The 19,581-nt window shown below is 64.9% G+C and carries 20 protein-coding genes and 2 pseudogenes; 9 read left to right on the forward strand and 13 right to left on the reverse strand.

The features are described from left to right. Nucleotides 1–2: 2 nt before the first annotated feature. Nucleotides 3–1,019 carry a hypothetical protein gene (locus DCG74_RS27745; protein ID WP_246708700.1) on the reverse strand — a complete coding sequence of 339 codons (1,017 nt, stop codon included), beginning with the start codon at nucleotides 1,017–1,019 and terminating at the stop codon, nucleotides 3–5. 212 nt (nucleotides 1,020–1,231) lie between these two features. Further along, nucleotides 1,232–4,723, reverse strand: a complete 3,492-nt coding sequence (locus DCG74_RS27750; protein ID WP_172783232.1) for an indolepyruvate ferredoxin oxidoreductase family protein — start codon at nucleotides 4,721–4,723, stop codon at nucleotides 1,232–1,234. Nucleotides 4,724–5,006: 283 nt separating this feature from the next. Between DCG74_RS27750 and DCG74_RS27755 the strand changes: the two genes are divergently transcribed. Next, entirely contained in the window at nucleotides 5,007–6,212 is a 1,206-nt protein-coding gene (locus DCG74_RS27755; protein WP_172783231.1) for a cytochrome c, read from the forward strand. 105 nt (nucleotides 6,213–6,317) lie between these two features. On the opposite strand, the gene DCG74_RS27760 is transcribed toward DCG74_RS27755, so the two are convergent. Next, entirely contained in the window at nucleotides 6,318–6,962 is a 645-nt protein-coding gene (locus DCG74_RS27760; RefSeq protein ID WP_172783230.1) for a trimeric intracellular cation channel family protein, read from the reverse strand. A 166-nt stretch (nucleotides 6,963–7,128) separates the two neighbouring features. On the opposite strand from DCG74_RS27760, the gene DCG74_RS27765 reads away from it, so the two are divergent. Further along, a complete protein-coding gene (locus tag DCG74_RS27765; protein ID WP_172783229.1) occupies nucleotides 7,129–7,521 on the forward strand; it encodes a hypothetical protein in 393 nt (130 codons plus the stop codon). A 159-nt stretch (nucleotides 7,522–7,680) separates the two neighbouring features. On the opposite strand, the gene DCG74_RS27770 is transcribed toward DCG74_RS27765, so the two are convergent. The 3 genes from DCG74_RS27770 to DCG74_RS27780 are packed head-to-tail and all read right to left on the reverse strand — an operon-like array spanning nucleotide 7,681 to nucleotide 9,225. After that, entirely contained in the window at nucleotides 7,681–8,490 is an 810-nt protein-coding gene (locus tag DCG74_RS27770; protein WP_172783228.1) for an oxaloacetate decarboxylase, read from the reverse strand. A gap of 42 nt (nucleotides 8,491–8,532) precedes the next feature. Next, entirely contained in the window at nucleotides 8,533–8,892 is a 360-nt protein-coding gene (locus DCG74_RS27775; protein ID WP_172783227.1) for an antibiotic biosynthesis monooxygenase, read from the reverse strand. Between the two features lie 24 nt (nucleotides 8,893–8,916). Continuing rightward, the gene (locus DCG74_RS27780) at nucleotides 8,917–9,225 is read right to left on the reverse strand and encodes an NIPSNAP family protein (protein WP_172783226.1); all 309 of its coding nucleotides are present in this window, start codon (nucleotides 9,223–9,225) and stop codon (nucleotides 8,917–8,919) included. A 209-nt stretch (nucleotides 9,226–9,434) separates the two neighbouring features. Between DCG74_RS27780 and DCG74_RS27785 the strand changes: the two genes are divergently transcribed. Continuing rightward, the gene (locus DCG74_RS27785; protein WP_172783225.1) at nucleotides 9,435–10,124 is read left to right on the forward strand and encodes a winged helix-turn-helix domain-containing protein; all 690 of its coding nucleotides are present in this window, start codon (nucleotides 9,435–9,437) and stop codon (nucleotides 10,122–10,124) included. A 223-nt stretch (nucleotides 10,125–10,347) separates the two neighbouring features. After that, a complete protein-coding gene (locus DCG74_RS27790) occupies nucleotides 10,348–10,599 on the forward strand; it encodes a GCG_CRPN prefix-to-repeats domain-containing protein (protein ID WP_172783804.1) in 252 nt (83 codons plus the stop codon). A gap of 157 nt (nucleotides 10,600–10,756) precedes the next feature. Here the strand turns inward: DCG74_RS27790 and DCG74_RS27795 are convergent, their stop codons facing one another. Both DCG74_RS27795 and DCG74_RS27800 read right to left on the reverse strand, forming a co-directional pair. After that, nucleotides 10,757–11,044 carry a twin-arginine translocation (Tat) gene (locus tag DCG74_RS27795; protein ID WP_172783224.1) on the reverse strand — a complete coding sequence of 96 codons (288 nt, stop codon included), beginning with the start codon at nucleotides 11,042–11,044 and terminating at the stop codon, nucleotides 10,757–10,759. 114 nt (nucleotides 11,045–11,158) lie between these two features. Beyond that, nucleotides 11,159–11,473, reverse strand: a pseudogene (locus DCG74_RS27800) (hypothetical protein). Nucleotides 11,474–11,601: 128 nt separating this feature from the next. Between DCG74_RS27800 and DCG74_RS27805 the strand changes: the two are divergent. Further along, a complete protein-coding gene (locus DCG74_RS27805; RefSeq protein ID WP_172783223.1) occupies nucleotides 11,602–12,255 on the forward strand; it encodes a glutathione S-transferase family protein in 654 nt (217 codons plus the stop codon). 75 nt (nucleotides 12,256–12,330) lie between these two features. Then, nucleotides 12,331–12,483, forward strand: a complete 153-nt coding sequence (locus DCG74_RS27810) for a hypothetical protein (RefSeq protein WP_172783222.1) — start codon at nucleotides 12,331–12,333, stop codon at nucleotides 12,481–12,483. Nucleotides 12,484–12,594: 111 nt separating this feature from the next. Here DCG74_RS27810 and DCG74_RS27815 read toward each other — a convergent pair whose 3' ends face one another. Both DCG74_RS27815 and DCG74_RS27820 read right to left on the reverse strand, forming a co-directional pair. Then, entirely contained in the window at nucleotides 12,595–12,942 is a 348-nt protein-coding gene (locus DCG74_RS27815; RefSeq protein ID WP_172783221.1) for a hypothetical protein, read from the reverse strand. A gap of 102 nt (nucleotides 12,943–13,044) precedes the next feature. Continuing rightward, nucleotides 13,045–14,577, reverse strand: coding sequence for an acyl-CoA carboxylase subunit beta (locus DCG74_RS27820; protein ID WP_172783220.1), 1,533 nt, complete (start codon nucleotides 14,575–14,577; stop codon nucleotides 13,045–13,047). 140 nt (nucleotides 14,578–14,717) lie between these two features. Here DCG74_RS27820 and DCG74_RS27825 point away from each other — a divergent pair. The 3 genes and pseudogenes from DCG74_RS27825 to DCG74_RS27835 all read left to right on the forward strand — a co-directional run bounded on the left by DCG74_RS27825 (nucleotide 14,718) and on the right by DCG74_RS27835 (nucleotide 16,770). Then, nucleotides 14,718–15,121, forward strand: a pseudogene (locus DCG74_RS27825) (DUF4260 domain-containing protein). A 149-nt stretch (nucleotides 15,122–15,270) separates the two neighbouring features. Beyond that, nucleotides 15,271–15,861, forward strand: coding sequence for a hypothetical protein (locus DCG74_RS27830; RefSeq protein ID WP_172783219.1), 591 nt, complete (start codon nucleotides 15,271–15,273; stop codon nucleotides 15,859–15,861). Nucleotides 15,862–16,350: 489 nt separating this feature from the next. Next, a complete protein-coding gene (locus DCG74_RS27835; RefSeq protein ID WP_172783218.1) occupies nucleotides 16,351–16,770 on the forward strand; it encodes a hypothetical protein in 420 nt (139 codons plus the stop codon). Between the two features lie 11 nt (nucleotides 16,771–16,781). Here the strand turns inward: DCG74_RS27835 and blaOXA are convergent, their stop codons facing one another. The 3 genes from blaOXA to DCG74_RS27850 all read right to left on the reverse strand — a co-directional run bounded on the left by blaOXA (nucleotide 16,782) and on the right by DCG74_RS27850 (nucleotide 19,569). After that, nucleotides 16,782–17,600 (reverse strand): class D beta-lactamase, encoded by an 819-nt coding sequence (gene blaOXA / locus DCG74_RS27840; protein ID WP_172783217.1) that lies wholly within the window; start codon nucleotides 17,598–17,600, stop codon nucleotides 16,782–16,784. A gap of 74 nt (nucleotides 17,601–17,674) precedes the next feature. Then, the gene (locus DCG74_RS27845) at nucleotides 17,675–17,938 is read right to left on the reverse strand and encodes an EscU/YscU/HrcU family type III secretion system export apparatus switch protein (protein WP_025036968.1); all 264 of its coding nucleotides are present in this window, start codon (nucleotides 17,936–17,938) and stop codon (nucleotides 17,675–17,677) included. After that, on the reverse strand, nucleotides 17,935–19,569 hold the full coding sequence (locus DCG74_RS27850) for a flagellar hook-length control protein FliK (RefSeq protein ID WP_172783216.1): 1,635 nt from the start codon (nucleotides 19,567–19,569) through the stop codon (nucleotides 17,935–17,937). The genes DCG74_RS27845 and DCG74_RS27850 overlap by 4 nt, the downstream gene beginning before the upstream one ends. Nucleotides 19,570–19,581: the final 12 nt, after the last annotated feature.

Here is a 19,581-nt window from a genome sequence, read left to right on the forward strand (position 1 = left end):
CGCTACGAGGCGGTGCTCGGGCTCGCGCGATAACGGAACGCGGTCAGCGCGGCCAATATCAGGCCGAGGAAAAGAAAAACAGCGCCTCCCTTCACGCCTAAACTGTCCTGGTGTTGGCGCTCGGCCGCGTCGTCGACGATCAGGGGTCGCGCATCAGGTCTGCCCGTGAGATAGCGGATCCTGATCTGTCTGACGGTCTGGACGCCGTTGCGCGTGATCTGCCGCCAGAACGCCGGGCTGATATGGGTCGGTCCGTAGGCCTGCTGTCGTCCGCTCTTGTCGGTCCACGCCAGCGTCACGAGATAGCTCGGGGCCTCACCGGCCTTGTTCACCTCACCGTAGGCGCGGGTCACATCGGCGGTGGCTTCATCGCCATGGGCAAGGATCTCATTCAACGTGCTTTGCTCAATGTAGGAGTTCACCAGCATGTAGCCGCCGAACGGAAGCATCACAGCAGTCAGGGTCCCGAGGATGTAAGGAAAGGGACGTCTTGCTCCGGCGGCGATCGTCGCACTCCCCGGCCCGCCTCGACGCGCCGACCATGTCTGCCATCCGATCACGAGCATCAGGAGCACGGCGCAAACGCCTGCTCCCGCCGCCATGAACCTGGACGTGGACCGGATATGGTTCAGATGGTCGTCGAGATCCTCGACAATGACCGGAAGCGATGAATCGTCGTCAACAGCCTGAATGGGAATCGTCAGGAGCTTGAGCTGATTGCCAACCATGATCCGCGCCGCATAGGCAGCACTGACCGCAATGCCCGTGCGCTCGCGCTGGACGCCATCCCTGCCGGTCCACTGCAATCCGATCGAAAGATTTTCGTCGACATAGCGCGGCCAGCCGCCGTCAAACACGAACGGAAACCGCGGCGAGACGACTTTAGCCGAAATGATCTTTCCGGTGGTGCCATAGCCATCGCGCATGACGCGTTCGATGGCATGCTGATTCCAGAACATCCCCAACGCCGCCAAAACACCGACGGCCAGGAACAGAATCAACACAGTGCGCAATGACATCGATCATCGCCCCGCATAGCGCAGGGCCGCATCGCCCGGCGCGCCTCACTATCGCAAGTTGCTGATATCGCGGCGCCACAACTCTTGTCAAACGGATGAATTGTCGTCCGCTGGCGTAGGGCGGATTAGCCGAAGGCGTAATCCGCCGTATTGATCGCCACGGCAATAGGTGTGGCGGATTACGCTTCGCTAATCCGTCCTACGAGACCGCCCTACTCCGCCGCGATCTGCCTTGGCGCAGGCGGCGGGTTGGCGAGGTCCGCGGCGAGCTGGGCGTAGCGGGCCTTGGCGTCGTGTACGGCCTTCTCCTTCACCGGGCCGTAGCCGCGGATGCGGTCGGGCAGCGAGAGCAGCTCGACCGCGGTGTCGATCGTGAGCGGCGACAGCAGGCCGAGCACGGTGGCGACGTCCTTCTCGTAGCCGGCGATCAGGTCGCGCTCGAGCTTGCGGTCGGCGCTGCGGCCGAAGATGTCGAACGGCGTGCCGCGCAGGAACTTGAACTTGGCCAGCACGCGGAAGACGTTCAGCATCCACGGGCCGAAGGCGCGCTTCTTGGGACGGCCCAAGGCATCGACACCGCTTGCCAGGATGGGCGGCGCGAGGTTGAAATTGAACTTGAAGTCGCCCTCGAACTGGTCGCGGAGCTGCTGCTCGAAGGCGCCGTCCGTGTAGAGGCGCGCGACCTCGTATTCGTCCTTGTAGGCCAGCAGCTTGGCATAGTTCACCGCGACCGCGCGCGGCAGTGCGTCGCCATCGCCTCCCTTTGCCGCGGCATCGCGCACCTGGTCGACCAGCTTGCGATAGCGCTTGGCGAGACGAGCGTTCTGGTAGGCGGTCAGATGCTTGGCGCGATGCTCGATGACCTCGTCCAGCGTCATGGCATCCAGCGTCTTCGGCGCGATCACCCCGTCCGCGCCCTTCAGCATGTCGGCAAGACGCTGGGGATCGGCGACTGCGAGACGGCCGAGGCGGAACGCTTCCTTGTTCATCTTGATCGAGACGCCATTGACCTCGATGGCCTGCTCGATTGCTACCGCGGACAGCGGCAACAGACCCTTCTGATAGGCATAGCCCATCATCATCATGTTGGTGGCGATGGCATCGCCGAGCAGCTGCTCGGCAGGCTTGGTGAAGTCGAAGAACACCGAATCCTTGTGCAGCGCGGTTTCTAGCAGCCCGGTCAGCTTGCGGGTCTGGAAATTGAAATCGCGGTTGAGGACGAAGTCGGCGGTGGGAATGACGTGGCTGTTGATGACGCCGCGGGTGCGGGTGGAGTCACAAAGGGTGATCGTGTCCTTGGCGACCGCGACGACTTCATCGGCGGCGAGCACGAGATCGGCCGTGCCGGTGACGATGCGCGAGCAGGTCACCTCGGCCGGATGATCCGACAGGCGGACGTGGCTGAGCACCGCCCCGCCCTTTTGCGCGAGGCCCGACATGTCGAGGATCATCGAGGCCTTGCCCTCGATATGGGCGGCCATGCCGAGCAGCGCGCCGATGGTGAGCACACCGGTGCCGCCGACGCCGCCGACGGCAATGTTATAGGGCTTGTCGAGCGTCGGGCGTGAGGCCGGCTCGGGCAGCGCGCCGATCTCGGCGAACTCGGCAGGCGCGCGGTGGCGCGGCGCGCCGCCGTCGATGGTGACGAAGGACGGACAGAATCCCTTCAGGCAGGAATAGTCCTTGTTGCAGGACGACTGGTTGATGGCGCGCTTGCGGCCGAACTCGGTCTCCAGCGGCTCGACCGAGATGCAGTTCGACTGCACCGAGCAATCGCCGCAGCCTTCGCAGACGGTCGGATTGATCATGACACGGCGCGCCGGATCCTCCATCAGGCCGCGCTTACGGCGACGGCGCTTCTCGGCGGCGCAGGTCTGCACGAACACGATCGCGGAGGTGCCCTTGTATTCGCGGCACATCTTCATGACGTTGTCGAGCTCGTCGCGGTGATACTTCTTCACCCCGGGCGCGATGGTGTCTGCCGGGTAAGCGTCGGGGTTTTCCGAGACCAGATAAATTTCGCTGATGCCCTCGGCATGAAGCTGGGCCATGATCTTCTGCGGCGAGAGATCGCCGTCATGACGCTGGCCGCCGGTCATGGCCACCGCGTCGTTGTAGAGGATCTTGTAGGTGATATTGGCCTTGGAGGCGATCGCCTGGCGGATGGCGAGAATGCCGGAGTGGAAGTAGGTGCCGTCGCCGAGATTGGCGAAGATGTGGTTCTCGTTGGTGAAGGGCGCGATGCCGACCCAGGGCACGCCCTCGCCGCCCATATGCGTGAACGTCTCGGTCGAGCGGTCCATCCACAGCGCCATGAAGTGACAGCCGATGCCGGCGAGCGCGCGGCTGCCTTCGGGGACTTTCGTCGAGGTATTGTGGGGACAGCCGGAGCAGAAATACGGAGTGCGGGAGACCGGCGCGACAGCCTGCATTTGCGTGGCCTGGCGGCCGTTGAACCAGTCGGCCTTGACGCGGAGCATCTCCGCGATCTCGGGGTTGAGATTAAGTCGAAGCAGTCGCTCGGTGAGCGAGGTCGCGAGCGAGGCGACGCTGAGCTCGGCGGCGAAGGTCAGGAAACGCTTGTCGTGCTCGTCCATCTTGCCGACGATGCGGGGCCGGACGTCGTCGCGCCAGTTGAACAGCTCCTGCTTGACCTGGTTCTCGACGATCTCGCGGCGCTCCTCGACGATGAAGATCTCCTCGAGCCCGACCGCGAAGTTGCGCACGCCCTCCGGCTCCAGCGGCCAGGGCATGCCGATCTTGTAGAGGCGAAGGCCGATTCGAGCGGCGACCTCCTCGGTGATCCCCAGCTCGCGCAGCGCCTGGCGCACGTCCTCGTAGCTCTTGCCCGAGGCCATGATGCCGAAACGCGCGTTCGGCGAATCCATGGTGACGCGGTTGACCTTGTTGGCGCGGGCAAAGGCGATGGCGGCAAAGCCCTTGTAGTCCTGCAGGCGGCGATCCTGCTCGAAGCGGTCATCGGGCCAGCGCAGGTTGAGGCCGCCGGGGGGCAGCTCGAAATCGGTGGGGATGATGAAAGGCTTCATCTCGTCGGTGAGATCGATCTCGGCGGTGGTCTCCACCGTCTCCGTGATCACCTTCATGCCGACCCAGCAGCCGGAATAGCGCGACATCGCGATGCCGAGCAGGCCCATCTCGATCATCTCGTGGATGCTCGAGGGATAGAGATACGGCATCAGCGCCGAGATGAAGGCGTGGTCGGACTGATGCGGGACGGTGGAGGATTTGGCGCCGTGGTCGTCGCCGGCAAGGCAGAGCACGCCGCCGTTCTTGGCCGAGCCCGCGGCATTGCCGTGGCGGAACACGTCGCCGCAGCGGTCGACGCCGGGGCCCTTGCCGTACCAGATGCCGACCACGCCGTCGTATTTGGCGCCCGGCGAGAGGTTGAGCTGCTGCGAGCCCCATACGGCGGTCGCGGCGAGGTCCTCGTTCACGCCCGGCTGGAACTTGATGTTGTACTGCTCGAGGTGCTTGCGGGCGGCGAACAGCTGCTGGTCGTAACCCCCGAGCGGCGAGCCGCGATAGCCCGAGATGAAGCCCGCGGTGTTGAGGCCGTTGGCGCGGTCGCGCCGGATCTGGGCCATCGGCAAGCGGACCAGGGCCTGGATGCCCGTGGTGAAGACGTGTCCGGTCTGCTGGGTGTACTTTTGATCGAGACTGATCGGACCCTGGTTGATGCCCATGCTTGTCCTCGCTTGCGCCCTGTTCAGGTCTTGCTGACTTAAGTCGTTGCCCGCCCGTTGTTTTTAGCTAGGGCGCGCCGACCACCTGCGCCACTCTATGTCGGATATTTCATGATCCGCACCACAAATCTGGACCAAAGGAGGCCTCGGGTAAAAATCGCAATTTCGTGGCCTGAAACACGTTGGCGATTTTCAATTTGTGTCACCATACCCCCGTCGTTGCGAAATGAATCGACGCTGCGTTCATGCTGGTGGGGTCGATTGGTCGCAGGAGAGACCGAGCATGCGGACGATTCTGGCCGGTATCGCGTTGTGCAGTGCAGTCGCCAGCGCGACGATTGCCGAGCCGGCGCCGGAGCTGATCGCCTATGGCAAGGCGCTGGTCGAAGCCGGCGACTGCGCGGGCTGTCACACCGCCGATCCGGCCAAACCGTTTGCCGGCGGCAAACGCATCGACACGCCCTTCGGCGCGATCTACGCGCCGAACCTGACGCCCGACCGCGACACCGGGATCGGCGCCTGGGCGGATGCCGATTTCACCCGCGCCCTGCGCTATGGCATCGCGCCCGACGGCTCGAACTATTACCCGGCGTTCCCCTACCCCTACTTCACGAAGATGACGAAGGACGACACGCTGGCGATCCGGGCCTATCTCGGCAGCCTTGCGCCCGTCGTCAGCCGCAACAAGCCGCCGGAACTGCGCTGGCCATTCGGCTATCGCGGCCTGATGCGGATCTGGAACGCCCTGTATTTCAAGCCCGGCCTGTTCGAGCCGGACCAGAGCCAGAGCGCGGCGTGGAACAGAGGCGGCTATCTCGTCACCGGGCTCGGCCATTGCGGCGCCTGCCATACGCCGAAGAACTATTTCGGCGCCGACAAGCAGGCGCAGGCGCTCTCGGGCAATGAGGTCGGCGGCTGGTACGCGCCGCGGCTCGACGGTGCCACCCGCACGGGGCTGAAATCCTGGAGCGAGGCAGACATCGCCGAATATCTGCAGAGCGGCCGCAACGCCAGGAGCCATGCCGGCGGACCGATGGCCGAGGTGATCGTTGGCTCGACGGCGAAGATGAGCGATGCCGATGTGCGTTCGATCGCGGTTTACCTGAAGAGCCTGCCGCCGACGCGGCGCGAGACGATCGTGACGCCGCCCGAGGAAGCCGAGATGACGGCCGGACAGGCCGTCTATGCGAAGCTCTGCGTCGCCTGCCACGAGACCGACGGCACCGGCAGCCCGCGCATCTATCCGCCGCTGCCGGGCAATGCGCTGCTGCAATCGGTCAATCCGTCCTCGACCTTGCGCATCATCCTCGACGGTGCTCACACCGTGACGACACCGCGCGCGCCGAACATTGGCGAGATGCCTGCTTACGCCAAGCAGCTGTCCGACGCCGAGATCGCCGCGGTGACGAACTACATCCGCAATTCCTGGGGCAATGCGGGCCCGCTGGTGACGCCGGCACAGGTGGCGAAGGCAAGGAAGGAGAAGTAGTCAGCTCTCTCCCCGTCATTGCGAGCGCAGCGAAGCGATCCAGCATCTTTCCGCGGAGGGACTCTGGATTGCTTCGCTGCGCTCGCAATGACGGCGTGGATGGAGCTATCGCTCCTCATCCCCCGTGAACACAAACTTCGGCATCTCCCATTTGTAGCGCACCGCAAGCAGGCGGAAGCTGATGCCGAGGACGAAGGTCAGGATGGTCCAGAGCTCCGCATTGAGCTTGAGACCAAACGCGGTGGCATAGAACAATCCCGTCACCACCGAGACGCTGGCGTAGAGCTCGGAGCGAAACAGCAGCGGCACGTCGTTGCAGAGCACGTCGCGCAGCACGCCGCCGGCGCAGCCCGTCACCATGCCGGAGACGATGACGATGGGCAGTGTCGCATCCATCTGCCAGGCCACGTCGCAGCCGGCCATGGTGAAGACGACGAGACCGATGGCATCGAGCACGATGAAGGCGACCTTCAGTCGGTGCACGAGACGCGCAAACAGGATGGTGAGGAAGGCGGCGCCGCCGGCGAGCGCGAGATAGATGGGGCTCTGCACCCAGGCCAGCGGATAATGTCCGAGGAAGAGATCGCGCAACGTGCCGCCGCCGAGCGCAGTGATGCAGCCGAGGAAGCAGACCCCCAGCCAATCCATGCTGCGGCGTCCGGCAGCGAGCGCAGCCGTCATGCCCTGCGCGGCCACCGCCACAAGGGACAGGAAATGCAGCACGCTATCCGTCGGCGGCAGGCTCCACATCGCCGTGTTCCTCCTCCCCGATATGGAACTCAAGGCCCGGGGTCAGACAGAACAGGTTCCCGATTCCCCGGATGGGGGCAATATGCGACGAAAGCATCAGGTGGCGCGGAACAGAATCTCGCAGCTGTGGGTTGTCCGGGGGTCATAACCCGAGGAGATCCAATCGATGGCTGACGACCGTTTTCCCAACGATCCGTACCGCCCGAACCTCGCCGACGATGAGTATACTCGCGCGGCGCGCCGGGATGCCGACCTGCAGGCCGATCCCGAGCTCGGGGAAGGTCCTGCCTCCAGCGGCAAGATCGCACTGTTCGCGGTGGCCGTCGCCCTGGTGCTGGGCGCGGTGTTCTACGGCTTGAACAACACGACCACCGGCAACCAGGCGAGCAACGAGCCGGCATCGCGAACCGCTCAGCAGACCGCGCCGGCCAGTCCGGCCGCACCTCCCGGCATGCGTGACGTGACGCCACGCAGCAACACCGAGCCGGGCACGACCACCGGCGCCGCGCCGAGCAGGCCGGCCCCGACGACGCCGGCTCCGTCCGACGGCGCGAAGTAACATTTCGCAGTAAAAGCGCGAGAGCGGCGGGATCCAACATCCCGCCGCTTTTCGTTTGTCTAAAGCGCGATGAGATTTGGACGAATCGTCATCGCGCTTTAGGTCTTTGTTTGAGCATGATCGTTTCGGAAAACCGCTTCACACTTTTCCGGATCATGTCTAGCCGAACATCTTGTTGAGCTCGCCACCGGGATAGCCGCCGCCGAGCTCGGTGAAGGTGCCCTTCTCCGCCATCTCCTTTGCCGCGCGCATGAAGCCGCCCCAGGCGGCGCGGGCCAGCGAGCCGCCGACGCTGATGCGGCGCACGCCGAGATCCTGGGCTTCCTGCAACGACAGGCCGGACGCGCCGATCAGAAGATTGAACGGTTTTGGTGCGACAGCCTTCACCACTGCGGCGATGTCCTCGCGGCTCTTCAGACCCGGCGCATAGAGGCAGTCGGCGCCGGCATCGGCATAGGCGGTGAGCCGGTCGATGACGAGCTTGAGATCCGTCACGCCCCAGAGATACGCCTCGCATCGGCCGACCAGCAGCGTGCCGCTGTCGCCGATCGCTTTGCGCGAGGCCTTGATGCGCTCGACGGCCAGCGCACGGTCGTAGAGCGGCTTGTCCTTGTCGCCGGTGGAATCCTCGATCGACAGGCCGGCGACGCCGGTGCGCACACCGCGCTCGACATTGTCGGCGACCTTGTCGGGCTCGACCGCAAAGCCGCCCTCGAAATCTGCGTTCACGGGGATGTCGACGGCCGAGCTCAATGCTGCCAGATGCTGACAGACGTCCTCGACGGTGACGTGGTTGTCGGCCTTGCCGATGGTCCAGGCAAAGCCCGCGCTCGACGACGCAATCGCCTTGAAACCGAGATGCTGCAAGGCTTTCGCACTGCCGACATCGACCGGATTGGGCAAAATGAAGCAGCCGCTCTCGTGCATCTTCCTGAACGTCGCGCGCTTGTCAGCGGTCGTCACGTGCATGTTTCTCTCCCTTGTTGGCCGCGCAGAGATAGGCGTGCGTTCTCAACTCCGCCAGTGCGCGTCGTGCACGGCGCGGCTGTCCTTCGGGGCCTGCTCGCGGTCGGTCATGCCATAGTCCCGGATCACGCTGGCGATGCGCAGGTGATAATCGGCGAAGATCTGCGCCCTGCCTTTGGCCTGGGTGCGGCGGTGCTCCATGGTGTTCCGCCAGGCGGCGACTGCTGCCTCGTCGCGCCAGAACGACACCGACAGGATCTTGCCCTTCTCAGTCAGGCTCTCGAAACGCTCGACCGAGATGAAGCCGTCGATGGTCTGCAGCAGCGGCTTCAGATCGGCCGCGAGGTCGAAATAGTCCTGGCGGTGTTCCGGCTTGGGCCAGACCTCGAAGATCACGGCGATCATGGGCGTCTCCTGCTGTTGGTGGACTTACAATACCACCTTGCGCAGGAAGGTGCGTTCTTCGGCGAGGATGAATCTCTCCGCCTCCGCAAAGTTGAAGTTTGCCATACCGTCGAGATCGGCGCGCAGCCGTTTGCGATAGGCCTCGTAGGCGGCCAGGCTCTCGAACGAAATCAGGGCGGACGCGATGTTGTTGGTGCCCTCATGTGGCATGAAGTAGCCGATCAACTCGCCGCCACATCTCGGGATGATGGTGAGCCAGCGCTTCGCATATTCCTCGAACTGGGCGCGCTTGAACGGATCGAGCTGGTAGCGGATGAAGACGGTGACGGACATGATGGGCTCCTGTTTCCATGGCGTCATTGCGAGCGCAGGTCTCGTACGGTGGGCAAAGCGAAGCGTGCCCACGTCCTTTGTCCGCCACGACGATTGGTGGGCACGTCGCTGCGCTCCTTTGCCCACCCTACGGGCGCGCTCCTCGCAATGACGACTTGGTGAGAGGTTACGTCCTTGCCCGACGGCAATGCTTCGGTTACCATCGAAGCATGAAATCAGGACCCGACATCGCCATGGTCGCCTCGCTGGTCGGCGACCCCGCCCGCGCCAACATGCTCACGGCGCTGATGAACGGCCGCGCGCTCACGGCGAGCGAGCTGGCGCAGGAGGCCGGCATCACGCCGCAGACCGCGAGCTCGCATCTGTCGAAGCTCGAGGCCGGCGGCCTCATCGAGCCGGAGAAGCAGGGCCGTCATCGCTATTACCGCCTCACCGACGACGACGTCGCCGGCGTGCTCGAGGGGCTGGCTGGGCTTGCGGCGCGCACCGGCCATATGCGCGTGCGCACCGGGCCGAAGGATCCTGCGCTGCGGCGCGCGCGGATCTGCTACGACCATCTCGCCGGCGATCTCGGCGTGCAGATGCTGGACTCCTTGCGCGAGCGGCATCTGGTCAGGCAGAGGAAGCAGGAGATTGAGCTGACCGCCGAGGGCGAGCGCTTTCTCGCCAGGCACCTGCAGATCTCGCCCGACATGCTCAGCCACCCGCGCCGCCCGGTCTGCAAGGCCTGCCTCGACTGGAGCGAACGGCGTCACCACCTCGCCGGCACGTTGGGGGCTGCCATGATGCAGCGCTTTGCCGAGCTGAAATGGGCGGCGCGCGATCCCACGCCCGGCAGCCGCGTCGTGAATTTCACCCGCACCGGCGAGAAGCAGTTCGCTGCGTTGTTCGGCAAGTGATTCGGGCATCGGTCACCTTCGCGGCCGCTAGCGACAGCAGCGTGTCGTCCGAGACCCAATGCTGCCAACGTTCATGCCGCATTCAGGTCATGATTGGCAGGTTTGGATCGCGACGTCTCGGCACGTCCCAGATTTAACGTGTCGAATCGTGTCTCTTGATTCATTGTGCGCCCGCAAGCGCTATTCCCCGAAGCCTGCCCCCAAGGACAAGAAGGAAGATCAAATGAAATACCTGTTCGCCGCCGTCATGCTCGCCAGTGCGGTCGTCGGTTTCAGCGAGGCGGCCAGCGCCGCCGGCGGTTGCGGCCCGGGCTGGTATCGCGGCCCCTATGGCGGCTGCCGTCCGATGCGCGGCGCTGTCGTGGTTCGCCCCGCCCCGGTGGTGGTCGCCCCGGCGCCGGTCGTCGTCGTGCCTCGTGCGCGCGTATGCCCCTACGGTTTCCGCTGGTACGCCGGCCGCTGCCGCCCGTTCTGATCTCCTTCCATTCCGTTGCAAAATGGCCGCGCGGCGAATGCCTGCGCGGCCATTTTTTGTTGCTGATGATTCGTCCGCAGCGGAACCGGAGCACTTCCCAAATCGAAACGGGGACCGCCAGCGGCGATCCCCGTCGCGTCCGAGAATGGCCGCGAGCTCACCAGTAATGGCGGCGGTGCCAGCGCCGGTAATGCCGGCGCCAATGACGGCGGCGCCAGCCCCAGTGGCGGCCGCGCCCACGCCAATGAACCTGCTCAGGCGTCAGCTTGGCGGCTTCCTCGCTGGTGGTGACCGCAGGATGAGCGTCGGGATTACCTTGCGGCGGCCGGGCGGGATCAGCGAGCGGCTGCGGTGACAGCGGCGCGGCCTGCGCGGCAGCAGCGGCGAAGGCGGCGGCGCCCGCCGTCAATCCCAAGGCAAGTTTCAAAAAGTTCCGGCGCTCCATGGCAATTCCTCTAGGATCTTCGAGCAAGTGATGCAGAGGAAGTGTCGCGGCCATGACATGAACCGAAGCTGAATCGTATGTTCAGATTCAGCGTCACGCAGAGCTTCAATGTTCCTATTGAGAAAACTCCTGCGCCAGCAGCAGCGTCTCACGCGAGCGCTTCACGTCGGGCCAGTCGCGGTTGAAATCGGCGACGAGCTTTTGCAGCGCGTCACCGTTCAGCATCGCATTCAGCTTGGCCTCGTCCTCGAACTAATACATCGCCTGGTGCAGCGAGGGATCGTCGAGACTCCAGAACCGCCAGGCTTTGCTCACGCCGAAGGCCTTCACCGCGTCGGGCAAATGTTCCGTCTCGTACCATCGGTCGAAAGCAGCGCGCCTGCTGGCGTAGGGAACGACGGCGCGAACGACGAAGAAGGCTGCTGGCATCGGGTTTCCTCCCTTTGTTTGCCGCAAAACTAACCGCTTTCCGCCGCCGGCGACAAAAAGGTTGGCCTTGGTGTCGGAATGGACGCCCTTCGCTCGTCCTATGCGTCGAACCAGGACGGAGACAGCAAATGGCCGACCTCACCCTGACCACCTTCAATTGGGTTCCCGAGCCGCCGCGTGGCCTCGTGCGCGACTTGCGCGTGCGCTGGGCCCTCGAAGAGGCCGCCCTGCCCTATCGCGTCGCCAGCACCCCATTCGACGATCGCGGGCCTGCGCACCTCGCACACCAGCCGTTCGGCCAGGTGCCATGGCTGACCGACGGCGACATCTCGATCTTCGAGACCGGCGCGATCCTGCTGCATCTCGGCGAGCGCAGCGACAAGCTGATGCCGACAGATCCGCGCGGCCGCACTGAAGCGACGAAATGGGTGTTCGCGGCGCTCAATTCGGTGGAGATGGCCAGCCTGCCCTGGACGATGTCAAAGTTCATGGGACATCCGACCGACACGGCGGCGTGGAAATTCGTCGACGACTTCCTCAAGCTCCGGCTCAGGCGTCTCGAGCCGGTGCTCGGCCCCCGCCAATGGCTGGCCGGATCCTTCTCCGTCGCCGACATCCTGATGGCGGACGTACTGCGCGTGGTCGACAAGTTCGACGGGCTTGCGGACAGTCCTGCCTGCCGCGCCTATGCCGCGCGCGCCACGGCCCGCCCGGCGTTCGCCAAGGCGCACGCCGACCAGATGGCGCATTTTGCTGCGGGGGACAAGGCGCGCGGGGCGTGATGCGCCTCACATAATCAATCCTGTGCCCGGCGTACAGTCGCCACCATTGGAAGAAAGCAATTTGACAGGTGCCACATGGTCCGCATCGAATATCTCAAACGACAGATCGCGCGCGCCGAGCGGCTGGCCAAGGCCATCCTCGACCGGCAGACCGCCGACCGGCTCCAGGCCTACGCCGCCGAATGCCGCGCCGAATTGTCGGAGCTGACGCTCAAGACCGCCGCGTGAGGTGGACCGGGGAGATACGTAGGGCGGATTAGCGCTAGCGTAATCCGCCACTTCTCCATCCCGGTGACGCATACCTTGGTGGATTACGCTGTCGCTAATCCACCCTGCGCGTCACACCAGCTTCAGCGGAGCATCGGCGACGACCCTCAGATCAATGCTGCCGATCAACGCTGAACGCCGCGCCTCCGCAGCACTGATGGCCTCGTCCGTCTGTCGCAACGTCGAGACGTTCGAGCCGAGCGAGACGATCCCGCCGAGCACCAGGGCGATTGATCCGAGCGCGGCAGTCTGACCGAAGCCGAACAGACCGAGGATCGTCACCAGCAGCAGCGCCGCCCCGCCCCCGATCGCGATCTTGGACGCCAGGATGTACTTCCGGCACCGCTCGGCAATCTCGGCGAGCCGCTCGATCCGATCTTCGATGTCGGAGATTTCGTCGGTCGGGTCGTCTTCGGTCATTGGATTGAGGATACCGATTGTAGGGCGGATTAGGCGCAGCCGTAATCCGCGGGTTCGGATGAGTGGCGGGTTACGCTTCGCTAACCCGCCCTACGCCTCCCCTCACAACGGCAAATTGTCGTGCTTCTTCGCCGGCATTTCCGTCTTCTTGTCCTTCAGCATCGAAAGCGCCCGCGCGATCCGCTTGCGGGTCGAGTGCGGCATGATGACGTCGTCGATGTAGCCGCGCTCGGCAGCGATGAACGGCGACAGGAAGCGGTCTTCGTATTCCTTGGTGCGGGCTGCGATCTTGTCGGGGTCGCCGATGTCGCTGCGGAAGATGATCTCGACCGCGCCCTTGGCGCCCATCACCGCGATCTGCGCGGTCGGCCAGGCGTAGTTCATGTCGGCGCCGATCTCCTTGGAGGCCATGACGTCGAAGGCGCCGCCATAGGCCTTGCGGGTGATGATGGTGACGAGCGGCACGGTGCATTGCGAATAGGCAAACAGGAGCTTGGCGCCGTGCTTGATCAGGCCGCCATATTCCTGCGCGGTGCCGGGCAGGAAGCCCGGCACGTCGACGAAGGTGACGATCGGGATGTTGAAGGCGTCGCAGAAGCGGACGAAGCGCGCCGCCTTGCGCGAGGCGTCGCTGTCGAGCACGCCGGCCAGCACCATCGGCTGGTTGGCGACGAAGCCGACGGTGCGCCCGGCGATGCGGCCGAAGCCGGTGACGATGTTCTTGGCGAAGGCTTCCGCGATCTCGAAGAAGTCGCCCTCGTCCACGACCTTCAGGATCAGCTCCTTCATGTCGTAGGGCTTGTTCGGATTGTCGGGGATCAGCGTGTCGAGCGACATGTCGACCCGCTCGATGTCATCGAAGCTCGGCCATTCCGGCACGCCGTCGGTGTTGTTGGAGGGCAGAAAGTCGATCAGGCGACGCATCTGCAACAGCGTCTCGACGTCGTTCTCGAAGGCGCCGTCGGCGATCGAGGATCGCGTCGCATGCACCGAGGCGCCGCCGAGCTCCTCGGCGGTGACGACCTCGTTGGTCACGGTCTTCACCACGTCGGGGCCCGTGACGAACATGTAGCTGGTGTTCTTCACCATGAAGATGAAGTCGGTCATCGCAGGTGAATAGACGTCGCCGCCGGCGCAGGGGCCCATGATGACGGAGATCTGCGGGATCACGCCCGAGGCGAGCACGTTGCGGCGGAACACGTAGGAATAGCCGGCGAGCGCGGCGACGCCTTCCTGGATGCGGGCGCCGCCGGCGTCATAGAGGCCGATGATGGGCGCCCTCGCCTTCATCGCCATGTCCTGCAACTTGGTGATCTTGAGCGCGTGGGTCTCGGACAGCGAGCCGCCGAACACCGTAAAGTCTTTGGCGAAGACAAAAGTCTTGCGGCCGTTGACGGTGCCCCATCCCGTGACGACGCCGTCGCCCGGCACCTTGGTCTTCTCCATGCCGAACTCGGTGGAGCGGTGCTCGACGAACATGTCGAACTCCTCGAACGACCCCTTGTCGAGCAACAGCTCGATGCGCTCGCGCGCCGTCAGCTTGCCGCGGGCGTGCTGCGCCTCGATGCGCTTCTCCCCGCCGCCGAGCTTTGCGCCGGCACGACGATCTTCAAGGGCGTCCAGGATGTGTTTCATTTGCTCCCGCCAGTTCTTAAGTGATGGGCGGGTTCTAACACGGCATTTTGCGACCCGGAAAGCCGCTTTCGCCGTCGCAGGGCTGGCTTGCCGTAGCGGGAAAGCGCAAGGAATTACAAAGTTTTGCCGAGGAGGCGAGCGTGACGGAAGGAAGGGGCGAGACGGGCGCCGCGACTGGCGGCGTCAACATCCTGCTGCGGCTGGAGGGCCTGACCCTGTTTGCAGCGATGGTGACGCTCTATGCGGCCTGGGATGGGTCGTGGCTGGTGTTTGCCCTGCTGTTCTTCGTGCCCGATCTGAGCTTCCTGGCCTACCTGTCCGACGCCAGGTTCGGCGCGATGGTCTACAACGCTGCCCACAGCTACATGGCCCCGGTGGCGTTGCTGACGCTGGGCTTCGGCCTCGCCTCGCCCTCACCCTTTCCATCGCCTTGATCTGGCTTGCCCATATCGGCCTCGACCGGGCGCTCGGCTACGGCCTGAAATATTCCGCCGGGTTCGGCTTCACCCATTTGGGGCGGATCGGGCGGCAGAGGGACTTCTGATCTCAAATTTGGCAGCCCGGCAGGTTGACCGGGCCGACCGATTCAGGCTTGCTCCGGAACGATCAGGCGCCGAATGTTGCGTGAGCCCAGTCGGTACGGCGGCGGTTCTTTACGCCTTAGCTCGAGCATCACCAACTGGCATCACCGAGATGTCCGCGACGGTCGTCCCCCTGCCGCCGAACCCATCGTCCGAAACCATCGACTTCCTGCGCCGCATGGCCGGCATGGTGTCGGGGCGGAACGGCGAGATGCTGCTGCGTGCAGCCAGCATGATCGAGTCGCTGAGCCAGCGGGCGATGTCGGCCGAGCGGCTCTATCATCAGGTTCAGGAAGAGAGCACGCGCAACGCCGAGCTGCGCGAGTCCGCCGAACTCGCTTCCGACGCCATGGTCGGCCAGATCGCGGCGCTGCGGGCGCAGCTCGCGGAAGTCACCGCGGCTGCCGCCGCGGACCGCGCGGCATTCGATGCCGAACGCAACAAGCTTGTCGGCCTGATGCAGCATGCGGAAAGCCATATCGTCAAAATCACCGGCGAGCTCGACAGCCTGCGCGCCTCCGTCGACAGTTTCAACGAGACAGCGGTCTCGGTGCCGATCGAGGCGCTGCGGCTGGCGCGGACGCAATTCGATTATCTCTCGAGCGGCTTTGCCCGGCGCGGCGATCCAATCTCGCAGGCCATGAGCGAGATCGGCGGCTTTGCCGTTGACCAGGCGCTGGCGGCGAAGCCTGACCCTGCCTGAACTCCGCCCGGCGACCGAAGCAGGCGCTGCCGCGGCCTAAAGCGAAATGGCCGTCGGTTGAATCGATGGCCGCGGTTCCTTCACCTCTCCCGCTTGCGGGAGAGGTCGGCGCGAAGCGCCGGGTGAGGGTTCTTTCCTCTTGGAGATTGTCCCATTGCGGAAACACCCTCTCCCCAACCCTCTCCCGCAAGCGGGAGAGGGAGCGCACCTCAGTCGCAGCAATCGAGTTTCATCATGCTTTAGCCACGATAATCCCATGTCGATGCACTCTCTGAGAGGACCCGCAAGAGACTGCGGATCCGTGTCGGCATCTGTTTGCGGCTGACCTGGACGGCGTGGATCGGCGTATTCGGCACGCGCCAGCCGGAGTTGCTGATGGCTGCGTGGTGTTGCCATGACGTCATCATAGCAGTGACTTCGAAACCACTACAAGGCCGGGCGTCCGAAGCGATATCAGCTCGCAGCAAGAACTCACGACCGGAGAGAACAATGTTCGTCGATATCGATAATGGATCACTCGTGACCGCAGGCTCGAGCTTGCCCGGAGATCAACCCATCTTCATGCTCAATCTTCTACGCTATCGGGATGAGGCCTTGTACCGGGACAAGTCCGAGCTTCCGGCCTGCAGCGGGCGCGAAGCCTATTACACGCGCTATGTCCCCGCATTTCGCAAGGTCGCAATTCCGCTAGGGGTCACGCCGACTTGGCTTGGCTCTGTCGGAGCCCTGCTGGTTGCGGCGCAAGGCGAAGCCTGGCACGACGCCGCAATGGTCCGCTACCCCGACTTCGCGACCTTTCGAGCCATCGTCTTGAGCTCCGACTACCGACGTGAGGCCGAGCCCCACCGCTTGGCCGCGCTCGCCGATTGGCGTCTGATTGCGACGACCGAGGTTCAGGTGCCGGCTTGACGACGGTCGCGCTAGATCGCTCCGATCTCGGAAAGGCAGGCTTGCGTCAGCGTCATGCGAGCCTCGATGTGGCGCGGCTCCTTGCAATCCATGTTGAGCGCGAACACGGTATGCGCCTCGCCCTTCTCGGCCCAGCCGACCATCCAGCCGAGCGAAGGCTCGCCGCGCTCGGCGCCCAGGAGGCCGGACTTGGCGCGAACGACGGCGTCGCCGACCTTGGTCACCGGCAGGATGTCGGCGACGAGATCCTGGCTGCGCTTTGAGATCGGCAGCGCGCGGCGGCGCAGCCGGTCGACGAAATCGACTTGCTCGACCGGATCGATGCGCAAGGCCCCGGTGAGCCAGAACTGGTCGATGCCGCCGCCGATGTCGCGATTGCCGTAGTCGAACGCGTCGACGTATTGTTGCATGCGCACCTCGCCGATGCGGCGCGCGATCTCCTGATAGACCGGCACCGCGCTCACGAGAATCGCGCTGCGCAGCGTGTGATCCTTGTTCCAGGCCTCGATCGGGCGCTTGACGCCGTCCCAGGGAAACACGTCCTTGTCGGGATCAGTGACGACACCGCTCTCGAGCGCAATCAGCGCGTTTGGAATCTTGAAGGTCGAGGCCGGCAGCTTGCCCTCGCCCGAGCGTTCCTTGTCGCTGGCGACGATCAGATAATCCTCGACCTTGTAGCCGACGAACGTGCCTGACGTGCCGAGCTCGGTGAAGCGCTTTGCAAGAGTGTCGCTGATTTCATTGCGCGGTGGCGCGACATGGGCGCGCGCGCGTCGGGGCAGGATCGCGGTTGCGGCGAGGAGGCCGAGGGTGGAACGGCGGGTGAGCAAGGCAGTGTCCGTCGAATGATGAAAGTTGCCGCGACCATGCAGCCGAGACGTGGTGAAACGATGACAGATGGTTTCTATCGCCCCCGGCCCGACAGCCGCAGCACGAACACCAGCACCTCGGCGACGGCCTTGTAGAGATCCGGCGGGATTTCGTCGCCGAGCTCGACCTTCGACAGAGCGCCGGCCAGAACCTCGTTTTCCTCGATCGGAATATCGTGGGCCTTCGCTATCTCGACGATCTTTTCGCCGATCGTGCCCTTGCCCTTGGCGACGACGACGGGCGCGCCGGAGCCCTTCTCGTAATGCAGCGCGATCGCGAGCTTGGACGGATCGCTCATGTGGCGCGATCCAGGAAGTGGCCGGCGCGGGCCGGCGCCGGTGGCGGCGGCGTGCCGTCGCGGACCACGATATCACCGGGCTTGAGCTCGGCCTTCGTCAAGGCCTGGCTGAGCTCACCGATGCCGGCGCGGAGCTGCTGCGCCGTCGCCGGCCGCTCTGCCCACATCCGTACGAAGGTCTTGTCGCCGTTCAGCGTGATCAGCGCATGCACGGGTCCGGCCGGCTCGACATTGAGCGAGAAGCGCGCGCGCCAGGCGCGCTTGACGGGATCGGCGGACTCGTTGCCGCCATCGCGCGAGATCTCAAACTGCGCCATCGCGGTGCCTTGCGGAGTCGCGAACGGAATCTCGAAATTCCACTGCGGCACGGCCGGATCGGTGCGGTGGCCGCTGGCGTCGGTGCGATCGGGGAGCGAAGCAATCTGCAACAGCGTCTGCCGGGCGATCGCGGCATCGGTGTCATCGAGCAGACGATGCACGGTCGCAGTCAGTGGCGTGTCCGGCGCAAGCGACGGCGCGGCAATGGACTGCGGCGCCGGCAGCGCACCGCGGACTGGCGGAGGTGTCGGCTGTGCGGCAGCCTCGAAGACATGGGCATCCGGCAACGCCTTGTTGGAGCCCGGTACGTTGCCGGTCAGGCGCGGCAGGTTTTGCGTGAGCTCTTGCAGCAGGCTCGCGGCAAGGCCGGCGGACATGGTTCGCGGCACCGCGGCTTGCGGATTGTTGCCCGTCACCTCGGCCAGCACGGCGGCAGCAAGCGCACCGCGCGACAATTGCGCCGGTTGGGCGACGTCCGCATCCGGTGACGGCGACGCCGCTTGTGCCGTCCCGCCCGCCAGCCCAGCCGCGGAGGCTGCGGTGTGCGTCGCGGCCGCAGCACTCGCCGGCAGCGACACACCTTGCGGAGTTGCCTGCGGCACTCCCGTCTCGATCGCGCCGGAGGTCGACGCCAGCGTCTGGCGCAACACCAGCAGTGCGGCCTTCAAGTCCGGGATCACGCCGGCGGATGGCGTTGTGCCTGCGGCCAATGACGCCTCGAAAAACAGCCCGGACTTCTGGAAGGCAGATTCGATATCGCCGCCGTCGAGGGCCTGGTTGAACGACGTCTGTTGTGCAAGCACGTCGAGCACCGCCTGCTTCAGCCCTGCGGGCAGGTTGCTGCCTGTCACGACGGAGGCCAGGTTGGCGAACAGCGGCGCCTGGCTCCCCTGTTTGGTCGCGGCCTCGGCAGAGGCCGTCGCGACGGCGGCCTGCTCGGACGGCGTCAGGGTGTTCCGTGCCGTTGCCACTGACGGTGCCAGCGGCGGGCTGTCCACCAGCGCGGCCGCCCGCGGCGTCAGCGTAACCTGATCGCCCGCCGCCTCGCCTGCCCCGCTCATGACGGCGAGGCGAATGGTGCCGTTGTTCTGCGAGACCGCGAGCTGGAGGTTCTGCCCCGGCGTCAGCGCCAGCTCCGACATCACGTCCATCGACAGGTTGGCGATCGCGATCCGCACCAGATTGTCGGCGAGCACGCTGACCACCCTGGCATCGACCACACTGCCGGCTTGAAGCACGAGATCCGGTGTCGCCGCATCAGCCGGGCGACTGGCAGCGTTGACGGGAGCAATGGAGGTGACCGGCGTCGGCATTCGGCAGCCCAA

It is taken from the genome of Bradyrhizobium sp. WBAH42 (genome assembly GCF_024585265.1).
In the GTDB taxonomy this organism is placed as follows: domain Bacteria; phylum Pseudomonadota; class Alphaproteobacteria; order Rhizobiales; family Xanthobacteraceae; genus Bradyrhizobium.

Excerpts from the sequence above, each read along its gene's own strand:
- DCG74_RS27745 (WP_246708700.1), bottom strand. The coding sequence starts at position 1,019 with ATGTCATTGCGCACTGTGTTGATTCTGTTCCTGGCCGTCGGTGTTTTG.
- DCG74_RS27750 (WP_172783232.1), bottom strand. The coding sequence starts at position 4,723 with ATGGGCATCAACCAGGGTCCGATCAGTCTCGATCAAAAGTACACCCAG.
- DCG74_RS27755 (WP_172783231.1), top strand. The coding sequence starts at position 5,007 with ATGCGGACGATTCTGGCCGGTATCGCGTTGTGCAGTGCAGTCGCCAGC.
- DCG74_RS27760 (WP_172783230.1), bottom strand. The coding sequence starts at position 6,962 with ATGTGGAGCCTGCCGCCGACGGATAGCGTGCTGCATTTCCTGTCCCTT.
- DCG74_RS27765 (WP_172783229.1), top strand. The coding sequence starts at position 7,129 with ATGGCTGACGACCGTTTTCCCAACGATCCGTACCGCCCGAACCTCGCC.
- DCG74_RS27770 (WP_172783228.1), bottom strand. The coding sequence starts at position 8,490 with ATGCACGTGACGACCGCTGACAAGCGCGCGACGTTCAGGAAGATGCAC.
- DCG74_RS27775 (WP_172783227.1), bottom strand. The coding sequence starts at position 8,892 with ATGATCGCCGTGATCTTCGAGGTCTGGCCCAAGCCGGAACACCGCCAG.
- DCG74_RS27780 (WP_172783226.1), bottom strand. The coding sequence starts at position 9,225 with ATGTCCGTCACCGTCTTCATCCGCTACCAGCTCGATCCGTTCAAGCGC.
- DCG74_RS27785 (WP_172783225.1), top strand. The coding sequence starts at position 9,435 with ATGAAATCAGGACCCGACATCGCCATGGTCGCCTCGCTGGTCGGCGAC.
- DCG74_RS27790 (WP_172783804.1), top strand. The coding sequence starts at position 10,348 with ATGAAATACCTGTTCGCCGCCGTCATGCTCGCCAGTGCGGTCGTCGGT.
- DCG74_RS27795 (WP_172783224.1), bottom strand. The coding sequence starts at position 11,044 with ATGGAGCGCCGGAACTTTTTGAAACTTGCCTTGGGATTGACGGCGGGC.
- DCG74_RS27805 (WP_172783223.1), top strand. The coding sequence starts at position 11,602 with ATGGCCGACCTCACCCTGACCACCTTCAATTGGGTTCCCGAGCCGCCG.
- DCG74_RS27810 (WP_172783222.1), top strand. The coding sequence starts at position 12,331 with ATGGTCCGCATCGAATATCTCAAACGACAGATCGCGCGCGCCGAGCGG.
- DCG74_RS27815 (WP_172783221.1), bottom strand. The coding sequence starts at position 12,942 with ATGACCGAAGACGACCCGACCGACGAAATCTCCGACATCGAAGATCGG.
- DCG74_RS27820 (WP_172783220.1), bottom strand. The coding sequence starts at position 14,577 with ATGAAACACATCCTGGACGCCCTTGAAGATCGTCGTGCCGGCGCAAAG.
- DCG74_RS27830 (WP_172783219.1), top strand. The coding sequence starts at position 15,271 with ATGTCCGCGACGGTCGTCCCCCTGCCGCCGAACCCATCGTCCGAAACC.
- DCG74_RS27835 (WP_172783218.1), top strand. The coding sequence starts at position 16,351 with ATGTTCGTCGATATCGATAATGGATCACTCGTGACCGCAGGCTCGAGC.
- DCG74_RS27845 (WP_025036968.1), bottom strand. The coding sequence starts at position 17,938 with ATGAGCGATCCGTCCAAGCTCGCGATCGCGCTGCATTACGAGAAGGGC.
- DCG74_RS27850 (WP_172783216.1), bottom strand. The coding sequence starts at position 19,569 with ATGCCGACGCCGGTCACCTCCATTGCTCCCGTCAACGCTGCCAGTCGC.